Genomic DNA, 22,266 nt, shown 5'->3' with positions numbered 1-22,266 from the left:
TGTCGTGTGAAGATCCGGTGCTTCGCTGTCCGGCGTTCCCCCGTCGTTCCCCGAACCGCCGCCCCTCTCCCGGGCGGCCCGGAAGGTCCCCGAGACGATGCGCCGTTCGGCCCTCACCCCACCGGACACCACCCCCGACCAGCAGAACTGGTTCCGCCGCCCGGACCCCGTACCCGAGGAGCCGCCGCAGCACGCAAGCCACCGGCCCACCGGCCCGAAGGGGCGCCGTCGGCTCATCACCCGACGGCAGCTGTCCGAGGCCCTGCCCGCCGCCGCCCGCAAGCTCCACCCGCGCATGATGATGCGCAACCCGGTGATGCTGGTGGTCGAGACCGGCTCCGCCCTCACCACCATCAGCGCTGTCATCCACCCCAGCGTGTTCGCCTGGGTCATCAGCTTCTGGCTCTGGCTGACCGTGCTGTTCGCCAACCTCGCCGAGGCCGTCGCCGAGGCACGCGGCAAGGCCCAGGCCGACTCACTGCGCCGAGCGCAGGCCGGGACGACGGCCCGGCGGCTGCTGCACTGGCGGGTCGGCACCCGCGACCACCGCCACGAGGTCATCCCCGCCGAACAGTTGCTGCTGCACGACATCGTCCTCGTATCCGCCGGTGAAGTGATCCCGCAGGACGGCGAGGTGGTCGAGGGGGTCGCCACCGTCGACGAGTCGGCGATCACCGGGGAGTCCGCACCCGTCATCCGGGAGTCCGGCGGCGACCGCACCGGCGTCACCGGCGGCACGAAGGTGCTCTCGGACCACCTCGTCGTCCGGGTCACCTCCCGGCCCGGGCAGAGCTTCGTCGACCGGATGATCGCCCTGGTCGAGGGTGCGAACCGGCAGAAGACCCCGAACGAGATCGCGCTCAACATCCTGCTCGCCTCGCTCACCATCGTCTTCCTGCTGTCCGTGGTCTCGCTCCAGCCGATGGCCATCTACGCGAACGCGCCCCAGACCACCATCGTGCTGGTCGCGTTGATGGTCGCGCTGATCCCGACCACGATCGGCGCTCTGCTCTCCGCGATCGGCATCGCCGGGATGGACCGCCTGGTGCAGCGCAACGTGGTCGCCCTCTCCGGCCGCGCGGTGGAGGCCGCCGGGGACGTCGACGTGCTGCTGCTCGACAAGACCGGCACCATCACCCACGGCAACCGCCGGGCCGTCGCCCTGCACCCGCTGCCCGGCGCGACCACCGAACAGCTCGCCGAGGCCGCCCAGTTGGCCTCCGTCGCGGACGAGACCCCGGAAGGGCGCTCACTCGTAGAGCTGACCAACCGTCAGTACTGGGTGCCGCCCCGCTCCCCAGGTGAACTCGGCGAGCAGCAGCCCGTCCCGTTCACCGCGCACAGCCGGATGAGCGGCGTCGACCTCGCCTGGCCCGACGGCAGCACCTGCCTGATCCGCAAGGGCGCCGCGAGCGCCGTCGCCCGCTGGGTGGTGGACTCCGGCGGACGGCTCCCGATCGAGGCCAAGCCGCTGGTCGACCGCATCGCCGAAGCCGGCGGCACCCCGCTGCTGGTCGCCGTCCACGACCGGCACGGCGCCCGCGCACTCGGCGTCGTCGAGCTCAAGGACGTGGTCAAGGAGGGCATCGCCGAACGCTTCGCCGAACTGCGCCGCATGGGCATCCGCACGGTGATGGTGACCGGCGACAACCCGCTCACCGCCAAGGCCATCGCCACCGAAGCCGGCGTCGACGACTACCTCGCCGAAGCCACCCCAGAGGACAAGCTCGCCCACCTGCGCCGCGAGCAGGCCGCCGGCAACATGGTCGCGATGACCGGCGACGGCACCAACGACGCCCCCGCCCTCGCCCAGGCCGACGTCGGCGTCGCCATGAACTCCGGCACCCCCGCCGCCAAGGAGGCCGGCAACATGGTCGACCTCGACTCCAACCCCGCCAAACTGATCGACATCATCCGGGTCGGCAAACAGCTCCTCATCACCCGCGGAGCGTTGACCACCTTCTCGATCACCAACGACGTCGCCAAGTTCTTCGCCATCATCCCCGCGATGTTCGCGAACGCCTACCCCGGACTGCACCACCTCAACATCATGGAACTGCACAGCCCCACCTCGGCCATCGCCTCCGCGATCATCTTCAACGCCCTGATCATCGTCGCCCTGATCCCGCTCGCCCTGCGCGGTGTCCGCTACCAGCCCGCCTCCGCCACCGACCTCCTGCGCCGCAACCTGCGCGTCTACGGCCTCGGCGGGCTCATCCTGCCCTTCCTCGGCATCAAGGCCATCGACCTGCTCATCCAGTTCGTCCCCGGCCTCGGATAGCAGACCCGCCCGCCGCCTCCGGAACGACACCGAGGCGGCGGGCGGGCATCAACCAACGCGACGCCCGGCCCCGTCGCCCGCCGAAAGGCGCTCGACGCGGATCGCCCGGCGCGGCAACGCAGCGGGCAGGGAGAGCAGCAAGGCAGCGGCAGTGAAGAGGACGAAGTGCTCGCTCTCGATCTCCACGCCGGACCAGCCGAGCTCGGCATGGCGGTGCTCGACGAAGGCGTTGCAGCACAGCCAGGCGGCCAGGCCGACAAGTGGCGCGGCCAGGGGCCGGGAGAGGGCTCCGGCCAGTGCGGCCAGTCCGATGTACGCGATGTACGGGAACAAGCCGGCGTGGAGCCCGCCCAGCCGGCCGAGGCCGAGTGCAAGTGCGCCCCCGGCGACCAGGGCCACCGAGCCCGACACCGCGGCCGGCAGGCGGTCGAGCACGGGGTGGTAGCGACGGCCGCCGGGGCGGGCGGAGTACATGCGCATCGTCCTGTCCCAGCTTCGCCGCGAGTTCGTTCGAGGCCAGCAAACCCATGGGCCCACGGCCCTTCGCCCCGCGTTGACGAGATCCTTACGCCGACGCCCGGATTCACAACGCGGTCTTGACGCCCCGGATCGCCGACCGGTCCGTGCCATCGGATCAGGCCACCGCGGGGACCAGGCTGATCACGTAGGCGGTGCCGCCGCCCGGTGCCTCCTCGACGGCCAGCTCGCCGTTCATCGCCTCCACGAAGCCCCGTGCCACCGCAGGCCCCGCTCCCTCCCGACCGACGGCCTCGCCGCCGTGGACGGTGACCCGGACGTCCACCCGCCCGGCCACCAGGCCGGCGTCGACCACCACCGGCCCGGCTTCCGCCGCCCCCGGATCCAGGAGGGCCACGAACGCCCGCTCCAGGAGCCCCGGATCGGCGAGCACCCGCGGCAGCTCCGGATCCAGGTCGACCCGTGTGCCGGGCAACCCCTCGACAGCGGCCCGCACCACCTCGGCTACCGCCGTCGGCCGCAAAACCACCGGCACCACCCCGGCCCGCAGCCGGCTCAGGTCCAGCAGGTCGACGATCAACCGTTCCATCCGTTCCGCCTCGGCGCCGACTCGCCGCCCGCCCGGGTCCGGCATCTGCTCGGCCTCCCGACGCACCGCCGCCAGCGGCGCGCGCAGGTCGCGTCCGACGGCCTCCAGCAACGCCGTGTGCAGTGCGTCGGCGCGCGCGAGCACGTCGGCCGCCGACGCCTGCGCGACCAGCCGTTCCCGTTCCCGGGCGAGCTTCAGCTGGGTGACGTACGGACCGAGCAACCGGGTGTCCTCCTCGGTGAGCGGCGTGCCCCGCAGGACCAGGACCGCCTCGTCTCCCAGGTCGACGGAGAACGACGCCTCGTCGGGCAGCAGCGGCACCTCCGCCCCGGCCGAAGCCGCCGGTTGCCAGAGCGCGCCCGTACGAACGAGTACGGCGGCCGCGTCCAGCCCGAAGACCTGCCGCAGCTCCGCCACCAGGTCGGACGACGCCCGTGCCCCCGATTCCACCGTCGCGCCCGCCAGCCTGGTGAGGACGGCCGCTTCCGCGCGCGCCCGGTCCGCCTGCTGCGAGCGACGCGTCAGACCGTCGATCAGATGGGAGATCACCCCCGCCACCGCGAGGAAGACCAGCAGCGCCGCGATGTCAGCGCCCTGCTCCACCGTCAGGCTGTACCAGGGCGTGGTGAAGAAGTAGTCCGCCGCGAGTGCGCCCGCTGCCGTGCTGCCCGCCGCGGGCAGCAGCCCGCCCAGCCGGGCCGTCCCCGCCACCACCAGCAGCAGGCACAGCAGCACGCCGGACAGGCCGAGCGAGTCGCGCAGCGGCGACAGCGCCCAGGTCAGCACGACCGCCCCGGCCGGCCCGAGCAGCCACGCCAGCCGGCGCCGCCGGACCGGGACCAGCGCCGGCCGGCGCCTGCGGGGTGCGGGCGGCACCGACAGCAGTCCCGGCTCCGGCGGCGGCAGCACGCGCACGTCGATCGGGCCGGCCAGCCGGATGACCCGGTTGATCACCGAACCGGAGACCAGCTCGCGCAGCCTGCTCCGGCTGGTGGGCCCGAGCAGGAGCTGCGTGGCGCTCTCCGACCGGGCGAAGTCCACCAGCGTCCGGGCCACGTCACCGCCGCTGACCTCCACGTAGGTGCCGCGCAGCTCCCGGAGCAGCTCCCGCTGCGGCGCCAGGTCCGGCGGCTCGCGCTCGACCGTGCCGTCGTCCAGGCGGACGTGCACGCCGATGAGGTCCCCGTGCACCCGGGTCGCCGTGCGGGCGCCCCGGCGGATCAGGTGCTCGCCCTGCGGGGCGCCGTCGAGGGCGACCATGATCCGTTCCTTGGTCTCCCAGGGCGCCCGGATGCCGTGCCGGGCCCGGTAGTCGGCCAGCTCCTCCTCCACCCGGTCCGCGAGCCACAACAGCGCCAACTCTCGCAGCGCGCCGAGGTTGCCGGCCCGGAAGTAGTGGTCGAGCGCCACGTCGATCCGGTCCGGCGGGTAGACCTCCCCCTGCGCCATCCGCGCCCGCAGCGCGTCCGGGCTCAGGTCCACCAGCTCGATCCGGTCGGCGGCGCGGACCACCTCGTCGGGGATGGTCTCCCGCTGGGCGACGCCGGTGATCTGCTCGACGACGTCGTTCAGGCTCTCCAGGTGCTGGATGTTGAGCGTCGTCGCCACGTCGATGCCGGCGTCCAGCAGTTCCCGCACGTCCTGCCAGCGCTTCGTGTTCCGCCCGCCGGACACGTTGGTGTGCGCGAGCTCGTCCACCAGGGCGAGGGCCGGGCGGCGCGCCAGCAGTGCGTCCAGGTCGAGCTCGGTCAGCTTCACGCCCCGGTACGACACCGTCCGCCGGGGCAGCACCGGCAGGTCCCTCAGCTGCTTCTCCGTCCCGTGCCGTCCGTACGTCTCGACCAGGCCGACCACCACGTCCAGCCCCTCACCGCGGAGCCGCCGCCCCTCCCGGAGCATGGCGTACGTCTTCCCGACCCCCGGCGCCGCTCCCAGGAACACCCGCAGCTTGCCGGTCACCGCCGTCCCGCCGCCTCTCTCCGCTTCCACGTCCATGCTCCGCCCTACCCGACGTGGACGCGCGGGCGCCGGGAGCGGTCCGGCTCCGCCTCGCGCCCGCCGAGGCCTGAACGACCACCCTGCCGGGGGAGCAACGGCACAGGCTCGACCCCCCGCCAACCCTTCCAGCCGCCACGCGAAAGACCAGGTCAGCGGGTGCGGCCGCGGGGCTTGAGGGGGATGCCGGGGAGCTCGGGGGCGGGGAGGCGGTCGCCGGGGTAGCCCAGGACCTCGCCGTAGCGGTCGCCGGCGGCCTGCCACTCCTCGCGGGCCCGGACGATGTCCTCGTGGGAGCGCCCGATGAAGTTCCACCACATGACGATCTCCTCCTCGAAGGGGGTGCCGCCGAGGAGGACGGTGCGGGCGGGGGTGTCGGAGGTGTTGGTGAGGGTCAGGGAGGTGGCGCCGGGGGCGAGGTAGCCGAGGTCTCCGGGGTGGAGCGGGGTGTCGGCGAGGCGGACGTCGCCCTGGTCGACGAGCAGGCCGTGTTCGAAGGCCGGGTCGACGGAGAGGGTGACGGTGGCGTGCGGGTCGAGGGTGAGCTCGGCGCCGAGCAGCGGGGTGAAGGTGGGGACGGGGGAGGTGTCGCCGGCGAGGGTGCCGAGGAAGACCCGGGCCCGGCCGCCGTCGAGGGCGACGGGGAGCGGGGCGTGGTGGTGGAAGTCGCGGGCGGTGTGCCGGTGCTGCTCGGGGAGGGCCACCCAGAGCTGGACGCCGTGCAGGACGGTCGTCGCGGGGGTGGAGACCTCGGAGTGGCTGATGCCGTGTCCGGAGGTCATGAGGTTGACCTCGCCGGGGCGGACGAGGGCGTGGACGCCGAGGCTGTCTCGGTGCTCGATCTCGCCGCTGAAGAGCCAGCTGACGGTCTGCAGCCCGGTGTGCGGGTGCGGGGCGACGTCCATGCCGCCGGTGCGGGCGACGTCGTCCGGCCCGTAGTGGTCGACGAAGCACCAGGCGCCGATGAGGGTGCGGGAGCGCTGGGGCAGGGTGCGGCGTACGGTCATGGCGCGGGGCCCGCCGAGGGGGACGTCGCGGGCGGGCAGGACGTCCACGGTGGTGTGCTGTCGGGTGGCGGCGTTGGTCTCGGCGGTGCTCATGGGTGAGGGTTCCTCCCGTGCGGCGTTCGGCAAGATTGTTTTATCTTCAACTATAGTGTCATGGCAAGGTGGCAACCGACAGCGATCCGGTGGAGGAGTTCAGGTGAGTGAAGTGACGACGGTCTCGGCTGACCGGCGGGTGTTCATCGACAAGCAGAGCCCGCAGGCCTATCGCGCACTGCTGGCGGCCGCCGAGGCGGCGCGGGCGGTCGCCGCCGACGCCGGACTCGACCGCGTCGTGGTGGAACTGGTCAACCTGCGGGTGTCCCAGATCAACGGCTGCGCCTACTGCCTCAACGTGCACACCAGGGCCGCGCTGGCCGCCGGCGAGACCACCCAGCGGCTGGGCGTGCTCCCGGCCTGGCGGGACACCGAGCTGTTCACGCCGCGGGAGCGCGCGGTGCTCGGCCTGGCCGAGGCCACCACCACCCCCGCGGACGCGGGTGTCCAGGAGGAGGCCTACCGTGCCGCGCGCGAGGTGCTGTCGGACGAGGAGATCTCCGCCGCGGTGTGGGTCGCGATCACCATCAACTCCTTCAACCGGGTGTCCATCATGAGCAAGCATCCCGTGCGGCCGGCGCCGGTGCGGTAGTCGCGCGGGCGCGGGGTGGCCGTGCGCCCCCGGGCGGGGCGGATGCCTCGCCCGGGGGAGTCCGCCGGTGCGGTGACGGACGTTCAAACTAGCGCGCCGGTGGTCGAGTTCCCGGCGGTTGGACGCGTACATGACGCCTGGTGGGAGGGGTCGCGAACCCTTGACCGGGGGGTGGGTTCTCTGCGAACCTCTCGGCAGGTCAGGACCATGGTCTTTCCGCGGGGGAGAAGATCGGCTCCGATTCGGTTGTGCGCAGGGGGGATCTGGGCGGGCCGGGAGGGTCGCGGCCGGAGCGGCCGGTCGGCCGGCCAGGGGCGGGCCGGACACCACCAGACGGTCGCGTCACCAGCGAACCCGCGGCGCCGACACCCTCGGCTCCCGGTCGCGTGCCCGCACCGATCGCCGACCGTCGAATCGAGCCGCAGATGCCAGAGTCCTCCGCCGTGCCCGCGTCGCCCTTCCAGCAGGGGGTCTGGCTGACCGAGCGGCTCGGGCCCGTGCACGGGGCGTTCCTGATGCCGGTCCGGATCTCCTTCGACCGGGTCGACGCGGCCGCGCTCGGGCGGGCGGTGGCCGAGCTGACCAGGCGTCACGGTGCCCTGTCCCGGGTGTTCGTGGAGCGCGACGGGCGGATCCTGCAGGAGCCCGGACCGGCCCCGCAGCTGGAGGTGGTCGACGCCTCCGGGGACGGGCCGGAGGGCCTGGCGAAGCGGCTCGCCGAGGACGCGGCCCGGCCGATCGACCTCCGGACCGGCCCGCCGGCGCGCTTCACCCTCCACCTCGGCGGGGGCGGCGGCGCGGAGCTGCTGATCGTCGTCCACCACGCCGTCTTCGACGGGGAGTCCAAGGACGTCCTGGTCGCCGACCTCGCCGCGGCCTACGCCGGGGCCCTGGGCGGACCCGCATCCGCTCCGGACCACCCGGGTCGGCCGGACCTCCTCGCCGCCCACCCGGCGGGCCCTGCCCACCTGGCGGCCCCGCCCCCCGCAGTGCCGAGCCCGCCCCCCGCCCCGGAGCTGGTGCGCCGCGCCGCCGACTGGTACGGCCCGCGCTGGGCCGCCGCGACCGACCCGGTGCTCCCCGGACTGCCGCGCGCCGTCACGGCGGCGGGGCCGGGGGAGGCCGTCGGCTGGCGGCTGGACGCGCCCGAGCGTGCGCGGCTGGCCGACGCGGCCGCGCGCAGCGGCGTCACCGTCTTCGAGTTCCTGCTCGCCGCCCTGCACGGGCTCCTGCTGCGCTACGGGGGCGAGGCCGTCCCGGTGTCGGTGCCGCTCTCCGTCCGCGGGCCCGGGCAGGCCGGCGAGCTGGGGATGTTCGTCAACGAACTGCCGGTGCACGCGCCGGCCGGGGCGACGGCCGCGTCGGACTTCGCCGGGTACGCCCGGGCGGTACGGGCCGAGGTGCGCGCCGGGTACGCCTTCCGGACGGTGCCGTTCGGCGTGGCGGTGGGCGGTCTGACGCCGCGGGTCGGGCTCTGCCCGGTGTCCTTCGGCTACCGGCGGAGCGCGGTCGCCGACCCGGTGTTCCCAGGGAGCACCGCCCGGGTGGACCGGGCGGTGTTCAACGGCGCCGCCCGCAACACGCTGCACCTGCAGGCCGTGGACACCGCCGAGGGGCTGGAGCTCTCCCTCCAGTACCCTCCCGCGGTGCTGTCCCCGGCGGCCGCCGGACGCGTCGCCGGGCACTACCGCACGATGCTGGCCGCCGCCACCGAGCGGCCGGACGCGCCGTTGGGCTCCCTGGCCCTGCTGGGTCGCGCCGAGCGCCGGCTGGTCACCGCCGAGTGGAACGACACCGCCCGCGACTACCCCCGCGACCGCACGGTGCTGGACCTGGTGCGCGAGCGTGCCGCCGGGACGCCGGACGCGCCCGCTGTCGTCGCGCCCGCCGTCTTAGCCCCCGTCGGCTCCCCGCCCGCGGACGCGGGTGCCGTCGCGGTCGCCGGACCGGTTCGGCTGAGCTACCGGGAGCTGCTCGCCCGTGTCGACGGTCTGGCGGCCGCGCTGCGCGGCGCCGGCGTCGGGCCGGGCGACCTCGTCGCCCTGCACCTGGGGCGCAGCGCGGACCTGCCGGCCGCGCTGCTCGCCGTGCACGCCGCCGGGGCGGCCTACCTGCCGCTCGACCCCGGCCACCCCGCCGAGCGGCTGGCCCACCTGCTGGCCGACTCCGGCGCGACCCTGCTGCTCGCGGACCGGGAGCCCGCCCCCGCCGTCCTGGCGGCCGCCCCGGCGGTGCTGCGCCTCGGCGCCGCGCCCACGGCCGCCCCGGCGCCCGCCGCGGCCGGTTCGCCGAGCGCGCTCGCCTACGTGCTGTACACCTCGGGCTCGACCGGGCGGCCCAAGGGCGTGGAGGTCGGGCACCGGGCGCTGGTCAACCTGCTGACCTCCTTCGCCGACCGGCTCGGCTCCTCGCACCGCGACGCGTGGCTCGGGCTGACCTCGCTCTCCTTCGACATCTCCGGCCTGGAGCTCCTGCTGCCGCTGGTCACCGGCGGCCGGCTGGTGCTGGCCCCGGACGGCGCGGCGACGGACGGGCCGCGGCTGCTCGACCTGGTCCGGCGCGAGGGCGTCACCCACGTCCAGGCGACCCCGTCCGGCTGGCGGGTGCTGCTCGCCGCCGGGCCGCTGCCGCCCGGGCTGACGGCGCTGGTCGGCGGCGAGCCGCTCCCTCTGCCGCTGGCCCGTGAACTACGGTCCAGAGTCGACGAGTTGACCAACGTCTACGGGCCCACGGAGACGACCGTCTGGTCGACCTGGCGGCCGATCCCGACCGCCCCGGACACCGTGCCGATCGGCCGGCCGATCGCCAACACCCTTGCCTACGTGCTGGACCCGGACGGCCGCCCGCTGCCGGTCGGGGTGCCGGGCGAGCTCCACCTCGGCGGCGAAGGCGTCGCGCAGGGCTACCGTGGCCGCCCCGAGCTGACCGCCGAACGCTTCGTCGAGGACCCGTTCGCCGGCGGCCGGATGTACCGCACCGGTGACCTCGCCGCCTGGACGGAGGACGGTGAACTGACCTTCCACGGGCGGATCGACGCCCAGGTGAAGATCAGGGGCCACCGGATCGAACCCGGCGAGGTCGAGGCCGTCCTGCTGGCGCACCCGGCCGTCGCCGAGGCGGCCGTCGCCGTGCACGAGGAGACCCCGGGCGAGCCCGAACTCGTCGGGTACGTCGTCCCGTCTCCCGGCGCGGGGCCGGCCGGCGGTGCGGAGCCGGTGCCCGACGCGGAGTCGGTCACCGACGCCGAGCCGGTCACCGACGCGGAGCTGCGGGAGCACCTGCGGCGCACCCTCCCCGCGGTGATGGTGCCGCGGCGGTACCTGCGCCTCGACCGCCTGCCGCTCACCCCGAACGGCAAGCTGGACCGCCGGGCGCTGCCCGCCCCGCCGCGGCCGGACGCGGTGGCCTCCGCCACGGCCTCCCCGCCTGCAGCGCCTGCCACGCCTGCCACAGCGGCCCCGGCACGCCCCGGTGCCGCGGCCGAGCAGCCCGACGAGGTCGCCGCCACCGTCCTGGCGATCTGGCGGGAGGTGCTCGCCCTGCCCGAACTGGGCCCGGACGACGACATCTTCGAGCTCGGCGGGCACTCCCTGACGATCATCCAGATCACCGCGCGGATCCGCGCCGCGCTCGGGGTGGAGCTCGACTTCGACCTGTTCTTCGACGTCTCCACACCGGCCGGCATCGCGGCGGCCGTCCGCGAGCGCCGCTGAGACGGGCCCGGCGAGCGCGGCCGGGCCCCGGACGCACTCCGGGTGCGTCCGACCTCCCGGCCGCCGGCCCGTCCGATCGCCCCCGCTCCCGTCACCGGCCCCGCACCCCCGAGCGGCGTCCCCGTCGGCTCGGCACCCGTCACCAGCACCCGCTCGTCACCAGCACCCCGCCCCGCCTCGCCCGAATGGACCGCCGATGACCGACACCCAGGACCTGCCCGCCGACTGGTCCGCCACCAAGCGCGCCCTGCTCGCCCAGCGCCTGCGGGGCGCCGCGGCGCCGAGCCGGACGGTCGGACCCCGCCCGGCGGGCAGCCCGCCGCCGCTGTCCAGCGGGCAGGAGCGGCTCTGGTTCATGGACCAGTTCAGCCCGGGCGGCACGGCCTACGCACTGGCCCCGGCCCGCCGGTTACGCGGCCCGCTCGACCGGCAGGCCCTGGACCGGGCGCTCACCGACCTGGTGAACCGCCACGAGGGGCTGCGGATGTCCTTCCCCACCACCGACCACGGCACCGCCGAGGTCGTGATCGCCCCGCCGGGCCCGTTCCCCGCCGAGCCGGTGGACGTCTCCGCCGACCCGGACCCGGAGCGAAGAGCCGCCGAGGAGGTCGGCGCGCTGGTCGCCCGGCCCTTCGACCTGGCGGCCGGACCCCTCCTCCGGGCCCGGCTGATCCGGCTCGGCGCCGAGGACCACGTCCTCGCGCTGGCCATGCACCACATCGTCTGCGACGGCTGGTCCATCGACATCCTGAACCGCGAACTGGACGCGCTCTACGCCCAGCACGCCGACGGCACCCCGGCCGGGCTGGCGGACCTGCCCGTCCAGTTCGGCGACTACGCCTGCTGGCAGCGCGAGCGCCTGGCGGGCGGCGCCCTCGCCGCCTCCCGGGAGCACTGGCGGGCCGAACTCGCCGGCGTCCCGGCACTGGAGCTGCCCACCGACCGGCCGCGGCCCGCGCTGCTCACCTTCGAGGGCGCCGCCCTGGAGCTGCACTGGGGCCCGGAGCTGGTGCGGGCCGTCGCCGAGTGCGCCCGCGCGCACGGCGCCTCGACGTACATGGTGCTGATGGCCGGGCTCCAGGTGCTGCTGGGGAGGCACGCCGGGCAGCGGGACTTCGCCGTCGGCTCCGCGGTGGCCGGCCGGCTGCACCGCGAACTGGAGGGCGTGGTCGGCGCGTTCGTGAACATGCTGCCGATCCGGGCCAGACTGGAGCCCGGGCGGTCCTTCGCCGAGCTGCTCGCCCGGGTGCGGGAGACCACGCTCGACGCGTACACCCACCAGGAGGTGCCGTTCGAGCAGATGGTCGCGGACCTGGACGTCGAGCGGGACGTCAGCCGCGCGGCCGTCTTCCAGACCACCTTCGCCTTCCAGAACTACGGGGAGCGCACCGCCGCGCCCGCCACCGAGGGCTTCGGCTACCGGGCCACCACCACCCACGCCGACCTCGCCTTCTACCTGCGGGAGAAGCGCGACGGCGGGCTCTACGGGCTGATCACCTACCGCACCGACCTCTTCGAGGCCGACACCGTCCGGCGGCTCGCCGAGCGCTTCGAGGTGCTGATGGCGGCCGCCACCGCCGACCCGGCGCAGCCCGTCGACGAACTGCCGGTGCTCACCGCGACGGAACGCCACGACGTGCTCGAACGCTGGGCGGCGGGCCCCGAGCTGCCGTCCGGCGGCCCCGGGACGCTGACGGCGCTACTCGCCGCGGCCGCCCGCGAGGCGGGTGACCGGCCGGCCCTGGTGTGCGCCGGCCGGACCGTGAGCCACCGCGAACTCGACGCCAGGGCCGCCGTGCTGGCCCGCAGGCTGCGTGCGCTGGGCGTCGGCCCGGACGACCGCGTCGCGATCTGCCTGGAACAGTCCCCGGAGCTCGCCGTCGCCCTGGTCGGCGTGCTGAAGGCCGGCGGCTGCTACCTCCCGCTGGACCCGGAGCAGCCGCCCGCGAGGCTCGCCCAGCTGGTCGCGGACGCCGGCGTCCGGGTCCTGGTGACGGACTCGCGGCTGCGGCCGCTGCTGGCCGACCACCAGGGCGCGGACCTGCTCCTCGACGAGCTCGCGGAGGAGCCCGCCGCGGCCGGACCCGTCGGGGCCGAACCCGACGGGGCCGAACCCGCCGACGGAGAGGGCCCGTTGGAGGAGACCTCCGAACCGGACGACCTCGCCTACCTGATCTACACCTCCGGCTCCACCGGGCAGCCCAAGGGCGTCGCGGTGCAGCACCGCCAGATCCTCAACTACCTCGCCGGCGTCCGGGAACGGCTGCGGATCGAGCCCGGTGCGAGCTACGGCCTGCCGCAGTCCCTGGCGTTCGACTTCAGCCTCACCATGCTCTACCTGGCGCTGACCACCGGAGGCCGGGTGCACCTGCTGCCGCGCCGCGTGGCCGGGGCCGAACTCGCCGAGCACATCGAGCGCGAGGGCATCGACTACCTCAAGATGACGCCCTCCCACCTGGCCGCGCTGATGGCCGACACGGCCCCCGAGCGGCTGCTCCCGCGCCGGGCCCTGGTGCTCGGCGGGGAGGCCTCGTCCCGGACCTGGGCGGCGGACCTGGCCGGCCGCGGCCGGTGCGCGGTGTTCAACCACTACGGGCCCACCGAGGCCACCGTCGGGGTCACCGTCCACGAGGTGCTGCCGGGCGAGGCCGGCCCCGGCAACACCCCGATCGGCACACCGCTGGCCGGGGCACGCTGCTACGTGCTGGACGCGGCCCGCCGGCCGGTACCACCCGGAGTGACCGGCGAGCTGTACGTCGGCGGGGACCGACTGGCCCGTGGCTACCTGGGCCGCCCCGACCTGACCGCCGAGCGCTTCGTCGAGGATCCGCTCACCGGCGGCCGGATGTACCGCACCGGAGACCTCGCCCGCTGGCGGCCGGACGGCGCGCTGGAGTACCTGGGGCGCGCGGACGACCAGATCAAGGTCCGCGGCCACCGGGTCGAGCCCGGGGAGGTCGAGGCCGCGCTGACCGCCCTGCCCGGCGTCACCCAGGCGCTGGTCACCCTCCACGGCGAGGGCGTGCGGCAGAACCTGGTCGGCTACCTGGAGCACCCCGGCCCCGGGCCCGCGCCGACCGCCGCCGAGCTGCGCGCGGCGCTCGGCGCCGTCCTGCCCGACCACATGGTCCCGGCCCGCTACGTGGTGCTCGACCGGCTTCCCCTGCTGGCGCACGGCAAGGTCGACCGCCGGTCGCTGCCCGAGCCCGGCGACCCGGCGCCCAGCGGCCACGTCGAGCCGGAGGACGGCGCCGAGACGCTGATCGCCGGGATCTGGGCCGAGGTGCTGGGCGTCGAACGAGTCGGCGCGCTGGACGACTTCTTCGACCTCGGCGGCCACTCCCTGCTCGCCACCCAGGTCGTCGCCCGGCTGCGCCGGGCCTTCCCCGGCCTGCCGGTGCCGGTCGGGGTGATGGACCTGTTCACGCACTCCACCGTCCGCCGGCTCGCCGCCCTGGTCACCGACCCGGCCGCCGAACGCGGCCCCGGCGGCCTGCTCCACCGGCTCACCCCGCCGCGCGTGCGCACCACCGCCAGCCTGGTCTGCACCCCGTACGGGGGCGGCAGCGCCCTGATCTACAAGCCGCTCGCCGACGCGCTGCCGCCGGACTGGGCGCTCTACTCCGTCGCCGTCCCGGGGCACGAACTCGGCGAGGACCCGATGGACATCGACGAGGTCGCCGCGACCTGCGCCCGCGAGATCGTCGACAACGTCCCCGGCCCGATCGTGCTCTACGGGCACTGCGGGGTGGGCGTGCGCCTCGCGGTGGAGATCGCCCGGCTGGTCGAGGCGGCGGGCCGGGAGATCGAGGCCGTCCACCTGGGCGGCATCTTCCCGTTCGCCCGCCCGCGGGGGCGCGGTGCCGCCGTCGGCGAGCGGTGGGCGGACCTCGTCGACCGGCTGCGCAGCGACCAGGGCATGATCAACGCCCTGGCGGCGGCCGGCCTGGACACCGACGAGGTCGACGCCGAGCAGCTGCGGCTGATCGTGCGCAACCGCCGCACCGGCACCAAGGAGGCCGAGCGCTACTTCACCCGGCTCTTCGAGGGCGGCGGCGGAACGGGGCCGGCCGCGGACGGCGGCACAACGGGCGCCGCGGACGGGGAAAGCGCCGGTACCGCCGCGGACGGCGCAGCCGCCGGCCGGCTGCGGGCCCCGATCATCGCGGTCTGCGGCGAGCGCGACCCGGCGACCGAGTTCTACCAGGAGCGCTACCGCGAGTGGCACCGGCTCGCCGACACCGTCGCCGTCGTCGTCCTCGACGAGGCCGGCCACTTCTACCTCAAGTACCGGGCCGCCGAACTCGCGGAGATCCTCACCCGCGTGCACCGCTCGATCGCCGCGGGCCGGGAGGAGCGCCACCGGCGCACCGCCGGGGCGACCTGGTGGCTCGCCGGCACGTCCCGGGACACCGGACGGGACGACGGGCGGCAGGCGGCCCCGCTGCGCCCGACCATGCGCCGCTTCCTCACCGTCGCCTCCGGGCAGCAGGTGTCGATGATCGGATCGGCGCTCACCGAGTTCGCGCTCCCGGTCTGGATCTACCTCCGCACCGGCTCCCTCGCCCAGTTCGGCCTGCTGGCCGCCTGCGGACTCGTCCCCGGCATCCTCGCCGCGCCGCTCGCGGGGGCCGTCGTCGACCGTGGCGACCGGCGCCGCGTCATGCTGTACGGGGACCTCGCCGCCGGCGCCACCCAGGCCGTCCTGCTGATCCTCCACCTCACCGGGGCGCTGCAGGTCTGGCACGCCTACCTGCTCGTCGGCGTGCTCTCCGCCGCGCTCACCTTCCAACGGCTCGCCTGGAACGCGGCGGTGCCCCAACTCGTCCCCAAACGCTACCTCGGCCGGGCCAACGGCCTCGTCCAGATGGCCTTCGGACTCGCCCAGTTCCTCGTCCCGCTGTTCGCCGTCGGCCTGCTCGCCGCCATCGGGCTGGGCGGCATCCTCACCCTGGACGTGGCGAGCTACGCCGCCGCGCTCGGCGTCACCCTGGCCGTCCGCTTCCCCGACCTGATGGGCGCCAGCCGCCGCGAGAGCGTCTCCGCCGAGATCCGCGAGGGCTTCCGACGCGCCCTCGGCAGCCGGCACTTCCGGGCCATGCTGCTGTTCTTCGCGGCGCTGAACGTCTTCCTCTCCCCGCTGTTCCTGCTCACCACCCCACTGGTGCTCTCCATCGCCCCGCTGGCCGCCGCCGGCTGGGTCTCCACCGCGGCCGGCCTCGGCGCCGTCCTCGGCGGGCTCACCCTGCTCACCTGGGGCGGGCCGCGCCACCGGCGGCTGCGCGGGGTGCTGCTCGCCACCCTGGCCCTCGCCGCGGCCTGCCTGGTCACCGGGCTGCGCGCGGCCGTGCCGGTGGTCGCGCTCGGGGCCTTCGGCATGGCCTACACGCTGGCCCTGGTCAACGGCGTCTACGCGACGATCGTGCAGACCAAGGTGCCGCTGCGCTTCCACGGCCGGGTGATCGCGGTGAACACCATGGTCGCCTGGTCGACCCTGCCGGTCGGGTTCGCGCTGGTCGCACCGTTCGGCCCCCGGCTGCTCCAACCGCTGATGGACCACGACGGCGCCCTCGCCCCGACCGTCGGGCGGCTCATCGGCACCGGCGAGGGCCGCGGGATCGGACTGCTCTACCTGCTGTTCGGTCTCGCCATGGCCGCCCTCGTGCTCGCCTGCCTGGCCGTCCCCGCGCTGCGCCACTTCGACCGCGACGTGCCCGACGCGGAACCCGACGACCTGGTCGGCCTGCAGGCCCTGCAGGGCCGGGCCGCCCCCGCACCCACCAGCCCGCACCGCTCCGAGACCGAGGTGACCCTCCGGTGACCACCGCCACCCACCCGCTGACCGCCGAACAGCGCCGGCTCTGGTTCCTCCAGCAACTCCACCCGGAGGACGCCGGGTTCAACATGTACCTCAACCGGCGCTGGACCGGCCCGATCGACCCGGAGGCCCTGCGCACCGCGCTGCACCGGCTGACCGTCCGGCACGAGGTGCTGCGCACCCGCTTCGCACTGGACGGCGACGAGCCCGTCCAGCTGGTCGAGCCCCCGGCCGGGATCGAGCTGGCCCGGGTCCGACTGCCGGACGGCGCCGACGAGTCGGCGTTCACCGACGCCTGCCGCCGCTACGTCAACGCGCCCTTCGACCTCGCCGTGCGGCCCCCGCTGCGGGCCGCGCTGGTCAGTGCGGGCGAGCGGGAGCACGCGCTCTGCGTCGTCCTCCACCACATCGTCTCGGACGGCTGGTCGTTCCGGACGATGTGGCGCGAACTGCTCGCCCTCTACCGCGAGGCGATCGGCGAGGCACCCGCGGAGCTCCCCGAACTCCCCTTCCAGTACGGCGACTTCGCCAGGGCCGAACAGGCCAGGACGGCCGCCGGGGCCGGCGAGGAGGCGTTCCGTCACTGGGCCGGCAAGCTGGCCGGCACCGGGGCGCTGCGGCTGCCGCTCGACCGCCCGAGGCCCGCCCGGCCGACCCGGCCCGCCGGGTTCGCCACCGTCCACCTCGGCGCCGAGGAGACGACCGCGCTGGACCGGCTGGCCCGGCAGGAGCGCTGCACCCCGTTCATGGTGCTGCTCACCGGCTACCAGTTCGTGCTCGCCCGCTGGACCGGATGCCGCGACTTCCTGGTCGGCACGCCGCTGGCCGGCCGCACCGAGGCCGCGCACGAGGCACTGCTCGGCTACTTCAGCCGGACGGCCGTGATCCGGGCCGAGCTCGGCGGGCGGCCCGACTTCCGCACCGCACTGCGCCGCACCCGCTCGGCCACGCTCGCCGCCCTGAGCCACCCGGACCTGCCCGTCGAGCGCCTGGCGGCCCACCTCGACCTGCCCGCCGAGGCCGGCGCAGGACCGCTCTACCGGGCGGTGTTCGTCCACCAGAGCCAGTACGACCTGGCCGCCGGCCCCGGAGCCCCCGCGCTGCCCGCCGGCGTCCGCACGGCGAGCATGGACTCCGGCTTCGAGCAGGCCAAGACCGATCTGCTGCTGGACAGTTGGCGCACCCCCGACGGCGGGCTGACGCTCTCCTTCTGCTTCGACCGCGAGGTGCTCGACCGGGCCACCGTGGAGGCCCTCGGCCGGCGCTGCCGCGACCTCCTCGCCCGGGTGGTCGACGACCCGGGGCTCGCCCTGGACGGGGACTGGGCGGTCGGGCCGCAGGAGCGCGCGGAGCTGCTGGCCCTCGGGCAGGGGCCGGCGGACGCGGCGGGCTCCGAAGATCCGGCGGGGCCGGCGGGGCCGGCGGGTGCCGGTGTGCGGACGGTGCTGGAGCGGTTCGCCGAGCAGGCCGCGGCCCGCCCGGACGCGCCCGCGCTGGAGTGCGACGGCCAGGCCCTGAGCTATCGCGAACTCGACCGGCGCTCCACCGACCTGGCCCGGCGGCTGGGGCCGGTGGCCGGCCGGGTGGTCGCGGTCTCGATCCCGCCCTCCTTCGACCTGGTCGTCGCCCTGACGGCGGTCTGGAAGGCCGGCGCCGCGTACCTGCCGCTCGACCCGGCGCACCCCGAGGAGCGCCGCCGGCTGATGCTGCGCGAGGCCGACGCGGTGCTGGTCCTCGACGGGGCGGAGAACGGGACCGATCCGGAGAGCGGGACCGGCCCGGAGAGCGGGACCGGCCCGGAGAACGGGACCGATCCGGAGGCCGGGAGCGACCGACCGGACGGGCCCGAGGCCGCCCCCGACCCCGGCGGCCTGGCCTACGTGCTCTACACCTCCGGATCCACCGGCGCCCCCAAGGCCGTCGCCGTCGACCACCCCGCGCTCTCCGCCCGGGTCGCCTGGATGGCCGGCCCCGACGGGTACGCGCTCGGGCCCGCCGACCGGATCGTCCAGTTCGCCTCCCTCGGCTTCGACACCCACGTGGAGGAGCTGTGGCCGGCGCTCGCCTCCGGCGCGTGCGTCGTCCTGCTCCCCGGCGGCGGCCGCAGCCTGCCCGACCTGCTGGGCGGCCCGCACGGCGACACCGTCACGGTGCTGGACCTGCCGACGGCGTACTGGGAGGAGCTCGTCGGGCTCGGCGAGCAGACCCGCTGGCCGGCCGCGCTGCGCCTGCAGATCCTCGGCGGCTCCCAGGTCGGCGCCGACGCCGTCGCCCGGTGGCACGCGCGCCACGGCGACACCGTGCGGCTGGTCAACACCTACGGCCCCACCGAGGCCACCGTGATCGTCACCGCGACCGACCTCACGGCCGACGACGCCCTCCACCGCCCCCCGCTGGGCCGCCCGCTGCCGGGCGTCCGGCTCTACGTGCTGGACGAGCAGGGCGGGCTGCTGCCGCGCGGCGCCGAGGGCGAGCTATACGTCGGCGGTGCCGGCCTGGCCCGGGGCTACCTCGGCCGGCCCGACCTGACCGCCGCCGCCTTCGTGCCGGACCCGTTCGCCGGGGGCCGGATGTACCGCACCGGCGACCGCGCCCGCTGGCGCACCGACGGGCGGCTGGAGTACCTGGGCCGCGTCGACGGCCAGCTCAAGCTGCGCGGCTACCGGATCGAACCCGCCGAGATCGAGTCCGCCCTGGCCGCCCACCCGGCCGTCGCCCAGGCCGCGGTGGCGCTGCGCGGCGGCCGGCGGCTGCTGGCCTACGCCGTCCCCCGCCCGGGCGCCGAGGCCGACGCCGCCGGACTGCGCGCGCACCTGGCGGCGCGGCTGCCGGCCTACCTCGTACCGGACACCGTGGTGGTGATGGGGAGGCTGCCGCTGACCCCGAACGGCAAGCCCGACCTCGCCGCGCTGCCCGACCCCGAACCCGACGGCGGCCCGCGCTACCTCGCGCCGCGCACCGACGCCGAACAGTTCGTCACCGGGCTCTGGCAGGAGGTGCTCGGCCTGCCCCGGGTGGGGGTGCTCGACGACTTCTTCGCGCTCGGCGGGGACTCCCTGCTGGTCACCCGGGTCGCCGCGCGGATCCGGGCGGGCCTGGGCCTGGACGTGCCCATCCGCGAGGTGTTCGAGAGCGGCACGGCGGCGACGCTGGCGGCGCGGATCGAGGCGCGGCTGATCGCCGAGATCGACGCCCTGAGCGAGGACGAGGCCGCCGACCGGCTCGGCGGGTGAGCCCCCGGCCGCCCCGCCGGTCGGGGGGCTTCCGGGGGTGCTGGCGCCCGGCGGCCCGGACGGCCCTCGCAGGCCGGACCCCCGGGGCGTGTGACCGGGCGCTCCACCTGGCCGGGGCGGGGGCCGGGGCGGGGGGAGGCGGCGCTGTCGAGAGCGCCGTCACGGGCCCCGCTCGGTCAGGGCGGTTCGTCGCCGCCGAGGCCGAACCGTCCGCGTGCAGGGCCGGAGGAGTGCCGCCCCCGCTCCGGCTCACCTCACCGGACTGCGGTGGCTCCGGTCACCATGCGCTGATGACCGGCACGTCGTGTTCGTGCTGTCGCCAAGCCTCGTCGAGGCGCGCGATCCGAGCCGCGGCGGCGATGCCGCGCAGCGACGCGACCTTGCCGCCGCTGACGTCGAACGCCACGGCGCCCACGACCCGGTCGTCGACCACGGCGAGGACCGCCGGGGATCCGTTGACCAGCGCGATGTGCATCGCGGGCGAGCCGCCGGCCAGCCGCCGCTTCGCCGGCGTGGCCTTGAAGCCGGCCCGAACGAAGGAGGCGATGCGCTCGCGCGTCGTGTACCGCAGGAGCCGCCTGGCCAGTCCGGCGCCGTCCGAGACCGCGGTGGCGTCGGCGGTGAGCAGCGCCACGAGCCGTTCGGTGCGCCCCGACACCGCGGCGGCGAGGAACTCCTCGACGACCCGGCGCGCGGACGCGGGGTCCACCTCGCCACCGCCGCGGCGCTCGGCGGAGACCCTGCGGCGGGCCCGGTGGACGTGCTGCTGGCTCGCGGACTCGGTGATGTCGAGGATCCCGGCGATCTCGGCGTGGGAGTAGGAGAAGGCCCCGCGCAGGACGTAGGCGGCCCGCTCGACCGGGGAGAGGCGCTCCATGAGGGTCAGGACGGCCAAGGACACCGATTCCCGCTGCTCGAAGGTATCGGCGGGGCCGAGCATCGGATCGCCCTCGAGGAGTGGTTCGGGCAGCCAGTCTCCGGCCGCTCGCTCGTGGCGCGCCTGCGCCGAGCGGAGCCGGTCGAGGCAGAGGTTGGTGACGACCTTGGTCAACCACGCCTCCGGCACGTCGATGCGGTCCCGGTCCGCGGCCTGCCAGCGGAGGAACGCGTCCTGCACGGCGTCCTCGGCGTCGGCGGCCGAGCCGAGCAGGCGGTACGCGAGCGAGGCCAGCCGGCCCCGGCCGGCCTCGAACCGATCGATGGCTGCGCTGTCCATGCGGGGCAGCCTATGCGGCGGTCCCCGCAGCGGTCCGGCCAGGCTCGGCGGCCAGGCGGAGCTTGCGCTTCGGCATGCCGAAGGTCGGGTGGACGATGCCCCACCCGGCCCCCGTGAGCACGCCCGACTTGAGCCGGGCGGCGGCCCGGCCGCCCAGGTACCAGGACCTCGACCGGACGTCCCCGTCCACCATCTGGAAGATCGCGTCCCGCTGCCCGAGGCTGATGTGGTTCCCGTAGTACTTCAGCCCGGTGGTCGGGACCCGGCGGCCCGTCAGGCGCGCGATGATCGCGGCGCTCGCCTGCATGGTGGTGAAGCCGGCCGAGGCGCAGGACATCGGCAGAGGCCGCCCGTTCGCGCCGATCGCGTAGGCACAGTCACCGACGGCGTAGACGTCCGGGTGCGAGACCGAGCGCATGGTGCGGTCGACGACGATCTGGCCGGTCCCGGCGACCTCCAGGCCGCCGGCGGCCGCGACGGGGTGAACGGCGAACCCGGCCGACCACACGGTCACGTCGGCGGGAACGGACCTGCCGTCGGAGGCGATCACCCGTGTCGGCTCGACGGCCACGACGCCGGTGTGCTCGTGGACGGTGACGCCGAGCCGGTCGAAGGCCCGGCGCAGGTGACGGCGGGCCCTCGGGGCGAGCCAGGCGCCCGGCTCGCCGCGGGCGGCGAGCGCGACGGAGAGGTCGGGCCGGGACTCGGCGAGCTCCGTGGCGGTCTCGATGCCGGTCAGCCCCTCACCGACCACCAGCACGGTGCCGCCCTCACCGAGGGCGGCCAGGCGCTCGCGCAGACGCAGCGCCGAGGCCCGGCCGGTCACGTCACAGGCGTACTCGGTCACGCCGGGGACACCGTGGTCGGCCGCGGAGCTGCCGAGCGCGTAGAGAAGGGTGTCGTACTCCAGCTCGCCGTCGCCGTCCTCGCCGGTCAGGGCGACGGTCCTGCGCTCGGGGTCGACGCCGGTGACGAGCGCCAGGCGCAGGCGCACCCCGGTGCCCGCGAAGACGTCGGCGAGCGTGCGGAACGCGAGGTCCCGGCCGGCCGCGAGCTGGTGGAGTCGCATCCGCTCGACGAAGTCGGGCACGGCGTTGACGACGGTCACCTCGGTGTCGGCGGGGGAGAGCCGGCGGGCCAGGTTCCCGGCGGCGAAGGCCCCGGCGTATCCGGCGCCGAGTACGACGATGCGGTGCTTCATGGCGTTGCTCCTGTCTCGTTCGCGTGCCCCTTGGACGAGACGGCGCCCCGA

Annotated in this window: 10 protein-coding genes; 5 read left to right on the top strand and 5 right to left on the bottom strand. The window is 75.5% G+C overall.

All coding sequences use genetic code 11. The annotated features are described in order from the left end of the window. Positions 1–97: 97 nt before the first annotated feature. Positions 98–2,281 (top strand): potassium-transporting ATPase subunit KdpB, encoded by a 2,184-nt coding sequence (gene kdpB, locus ACFYUY_RS09130; RefSeq protein WP_387899514.1) that lies wholly within the window; start codon positions 98–100, stop codon positions 2,279–2,281. 48 nt (positions 2,282–2,329) lie between these two features. Here kdpB and ACFYUY_RS09125 read toward each other — a convergent pair whose 3' ends face one another. The 3 genes from ACFYUY_RS09125 to ACFYUY_RS09115 form a co-directional block, all read right to left on the bottom strand. Next, positions 2,330–2,761 carry a hypothetical protein gene (locus ACFYUY_RS09125; protein WP_360219066.1) on the bottom strand — a complete coding sequence of 144 codons (432 nt, stop codon included), beginning with the start codon at positions 2,759–2,761 and terminating at the stop codon, positions 2,330–2,332. 154 nt (positions 2,762–2,915) lie between these two features. Beyond that, positions 2,916–5,336, bottom strand: coding sequence for a DUF4118 domain-containing protein (locus ACFYUY_RS09120; RefSeq protein ID WP_387899511.1), 2,421 nt, complete (start codon positions 5,334–5,336; stop codon positions 2,916–2,918). A gap of 158 nt (positions 5,337–5,494) precedes the next feature. Continuing rightward, positions 5,495–6,442, bottom strand: coding sequence for a pirin family protein (locus ACFYUY_RS09115; protein WP_387899508.1), 948 nt, complete (start codon positions 6,440–6,442; stop codon positions 5,495–5,497). Between the two features lie 103 nt (positions 6,443–6,545). Between ACFYUY_RS09115 and ACFYUY_RS09110 the strand changes: the two genes are divergently transcribed. From ACFYUY_RS09110 to ACFYUY_RS09095, 4 genes are all read left to right on the top strand, one after another. Beyond that, positions 6,546–7,034: a carboxymuconolactone decarboxylase family protein gene (locus ACFYUY_RS09110; protein ID WP_360219057.1), complete on the top strand. Its 489-nt coding sequence runs from the start codon at positions 6,546–6,548 to the stop codon at positions 7,032–7,034. 425 nt (positions 7,035–7,459) lie between these two features. Continuing rightward, positions 7,460–10,747, top strand: a complete 3,288-nt coding sequence (locus tag ACFYUY_RS09105; protein ID WP_387899504.1) for an amino acid adenylation domain-containing protein — start codon at positions 7,460–7,462, stop codon at positions 10,745–10,747. A gap of 196 nt (positions 10,748–10,943) precedes the next feature. Next, positions 10,944–16,568 (top strand): amino acid adenylation domain-containing protein, encoded by a 5,625-nt coding sequence (locus ACFYUY_RS09100; RefSeq protein WP_387899501.1) that lies wholly within the window; start codon positions 10,944–10,946, stop codon positions 16,566–16,568. Then, positions 16,565–19,798, top strand: coding sequence for an amino acid adenylation domain-containing protein (locus ACFYUY_RS09095; RefSeq protein WP_387899498.1), 3,234 nt, complete (start codon positions 16,565–16,567; stop codon positions 19,796–19,798). Before ACFYUY_RS09100 ends, ACFYUY_RS09095 begins: the two co-directional genes overlap by 4 nt. Before the next feature lie 277 nt (positions 19,799–20,075). Here the strand turns inward: ACFYUY_RS09095 and ACFYUY_RS09090 are convergent, their stop codons facing one another. Then, entirely contained in the window at positions 20,076–21,014 is a 939-nt protein-coding gene (locus ACFYUY_RS09090; protein WP_387899495.1) for a sigma-70 family RNA polymerase sigma factor, read from the bottom strand. 10 nt (positions 21,015–21,024) lie between these two features. Next, positions 21,025–22,215 (bottom strand): NAD(P)/FAD-dependent oxidoreductase, encoded by a 1,191-nt coding sequence (locus tag ACFYUY_RS09085; protein WP_387899493.1) that lies wholly within the window; start codon positions 22,213–22,215, stop codon positions 21,025–21,027. Between the last annotated feature and the right edge of the window lie 51 nt (positions 22,216–22,266).

Source organism: Kitasatospora sp. NPDC004745 (assembly GCF_042873275.1).
Lineage (GTDB): Bacteria > Actinomycetota > Actinomycetes > Streptomycetales > Streptomycetaceae > Kitasatospora.
Note: the sequence above shows the minus strand (reverse complement) of the source record. Positions and strands in the feature narration are given on the sequence as shown.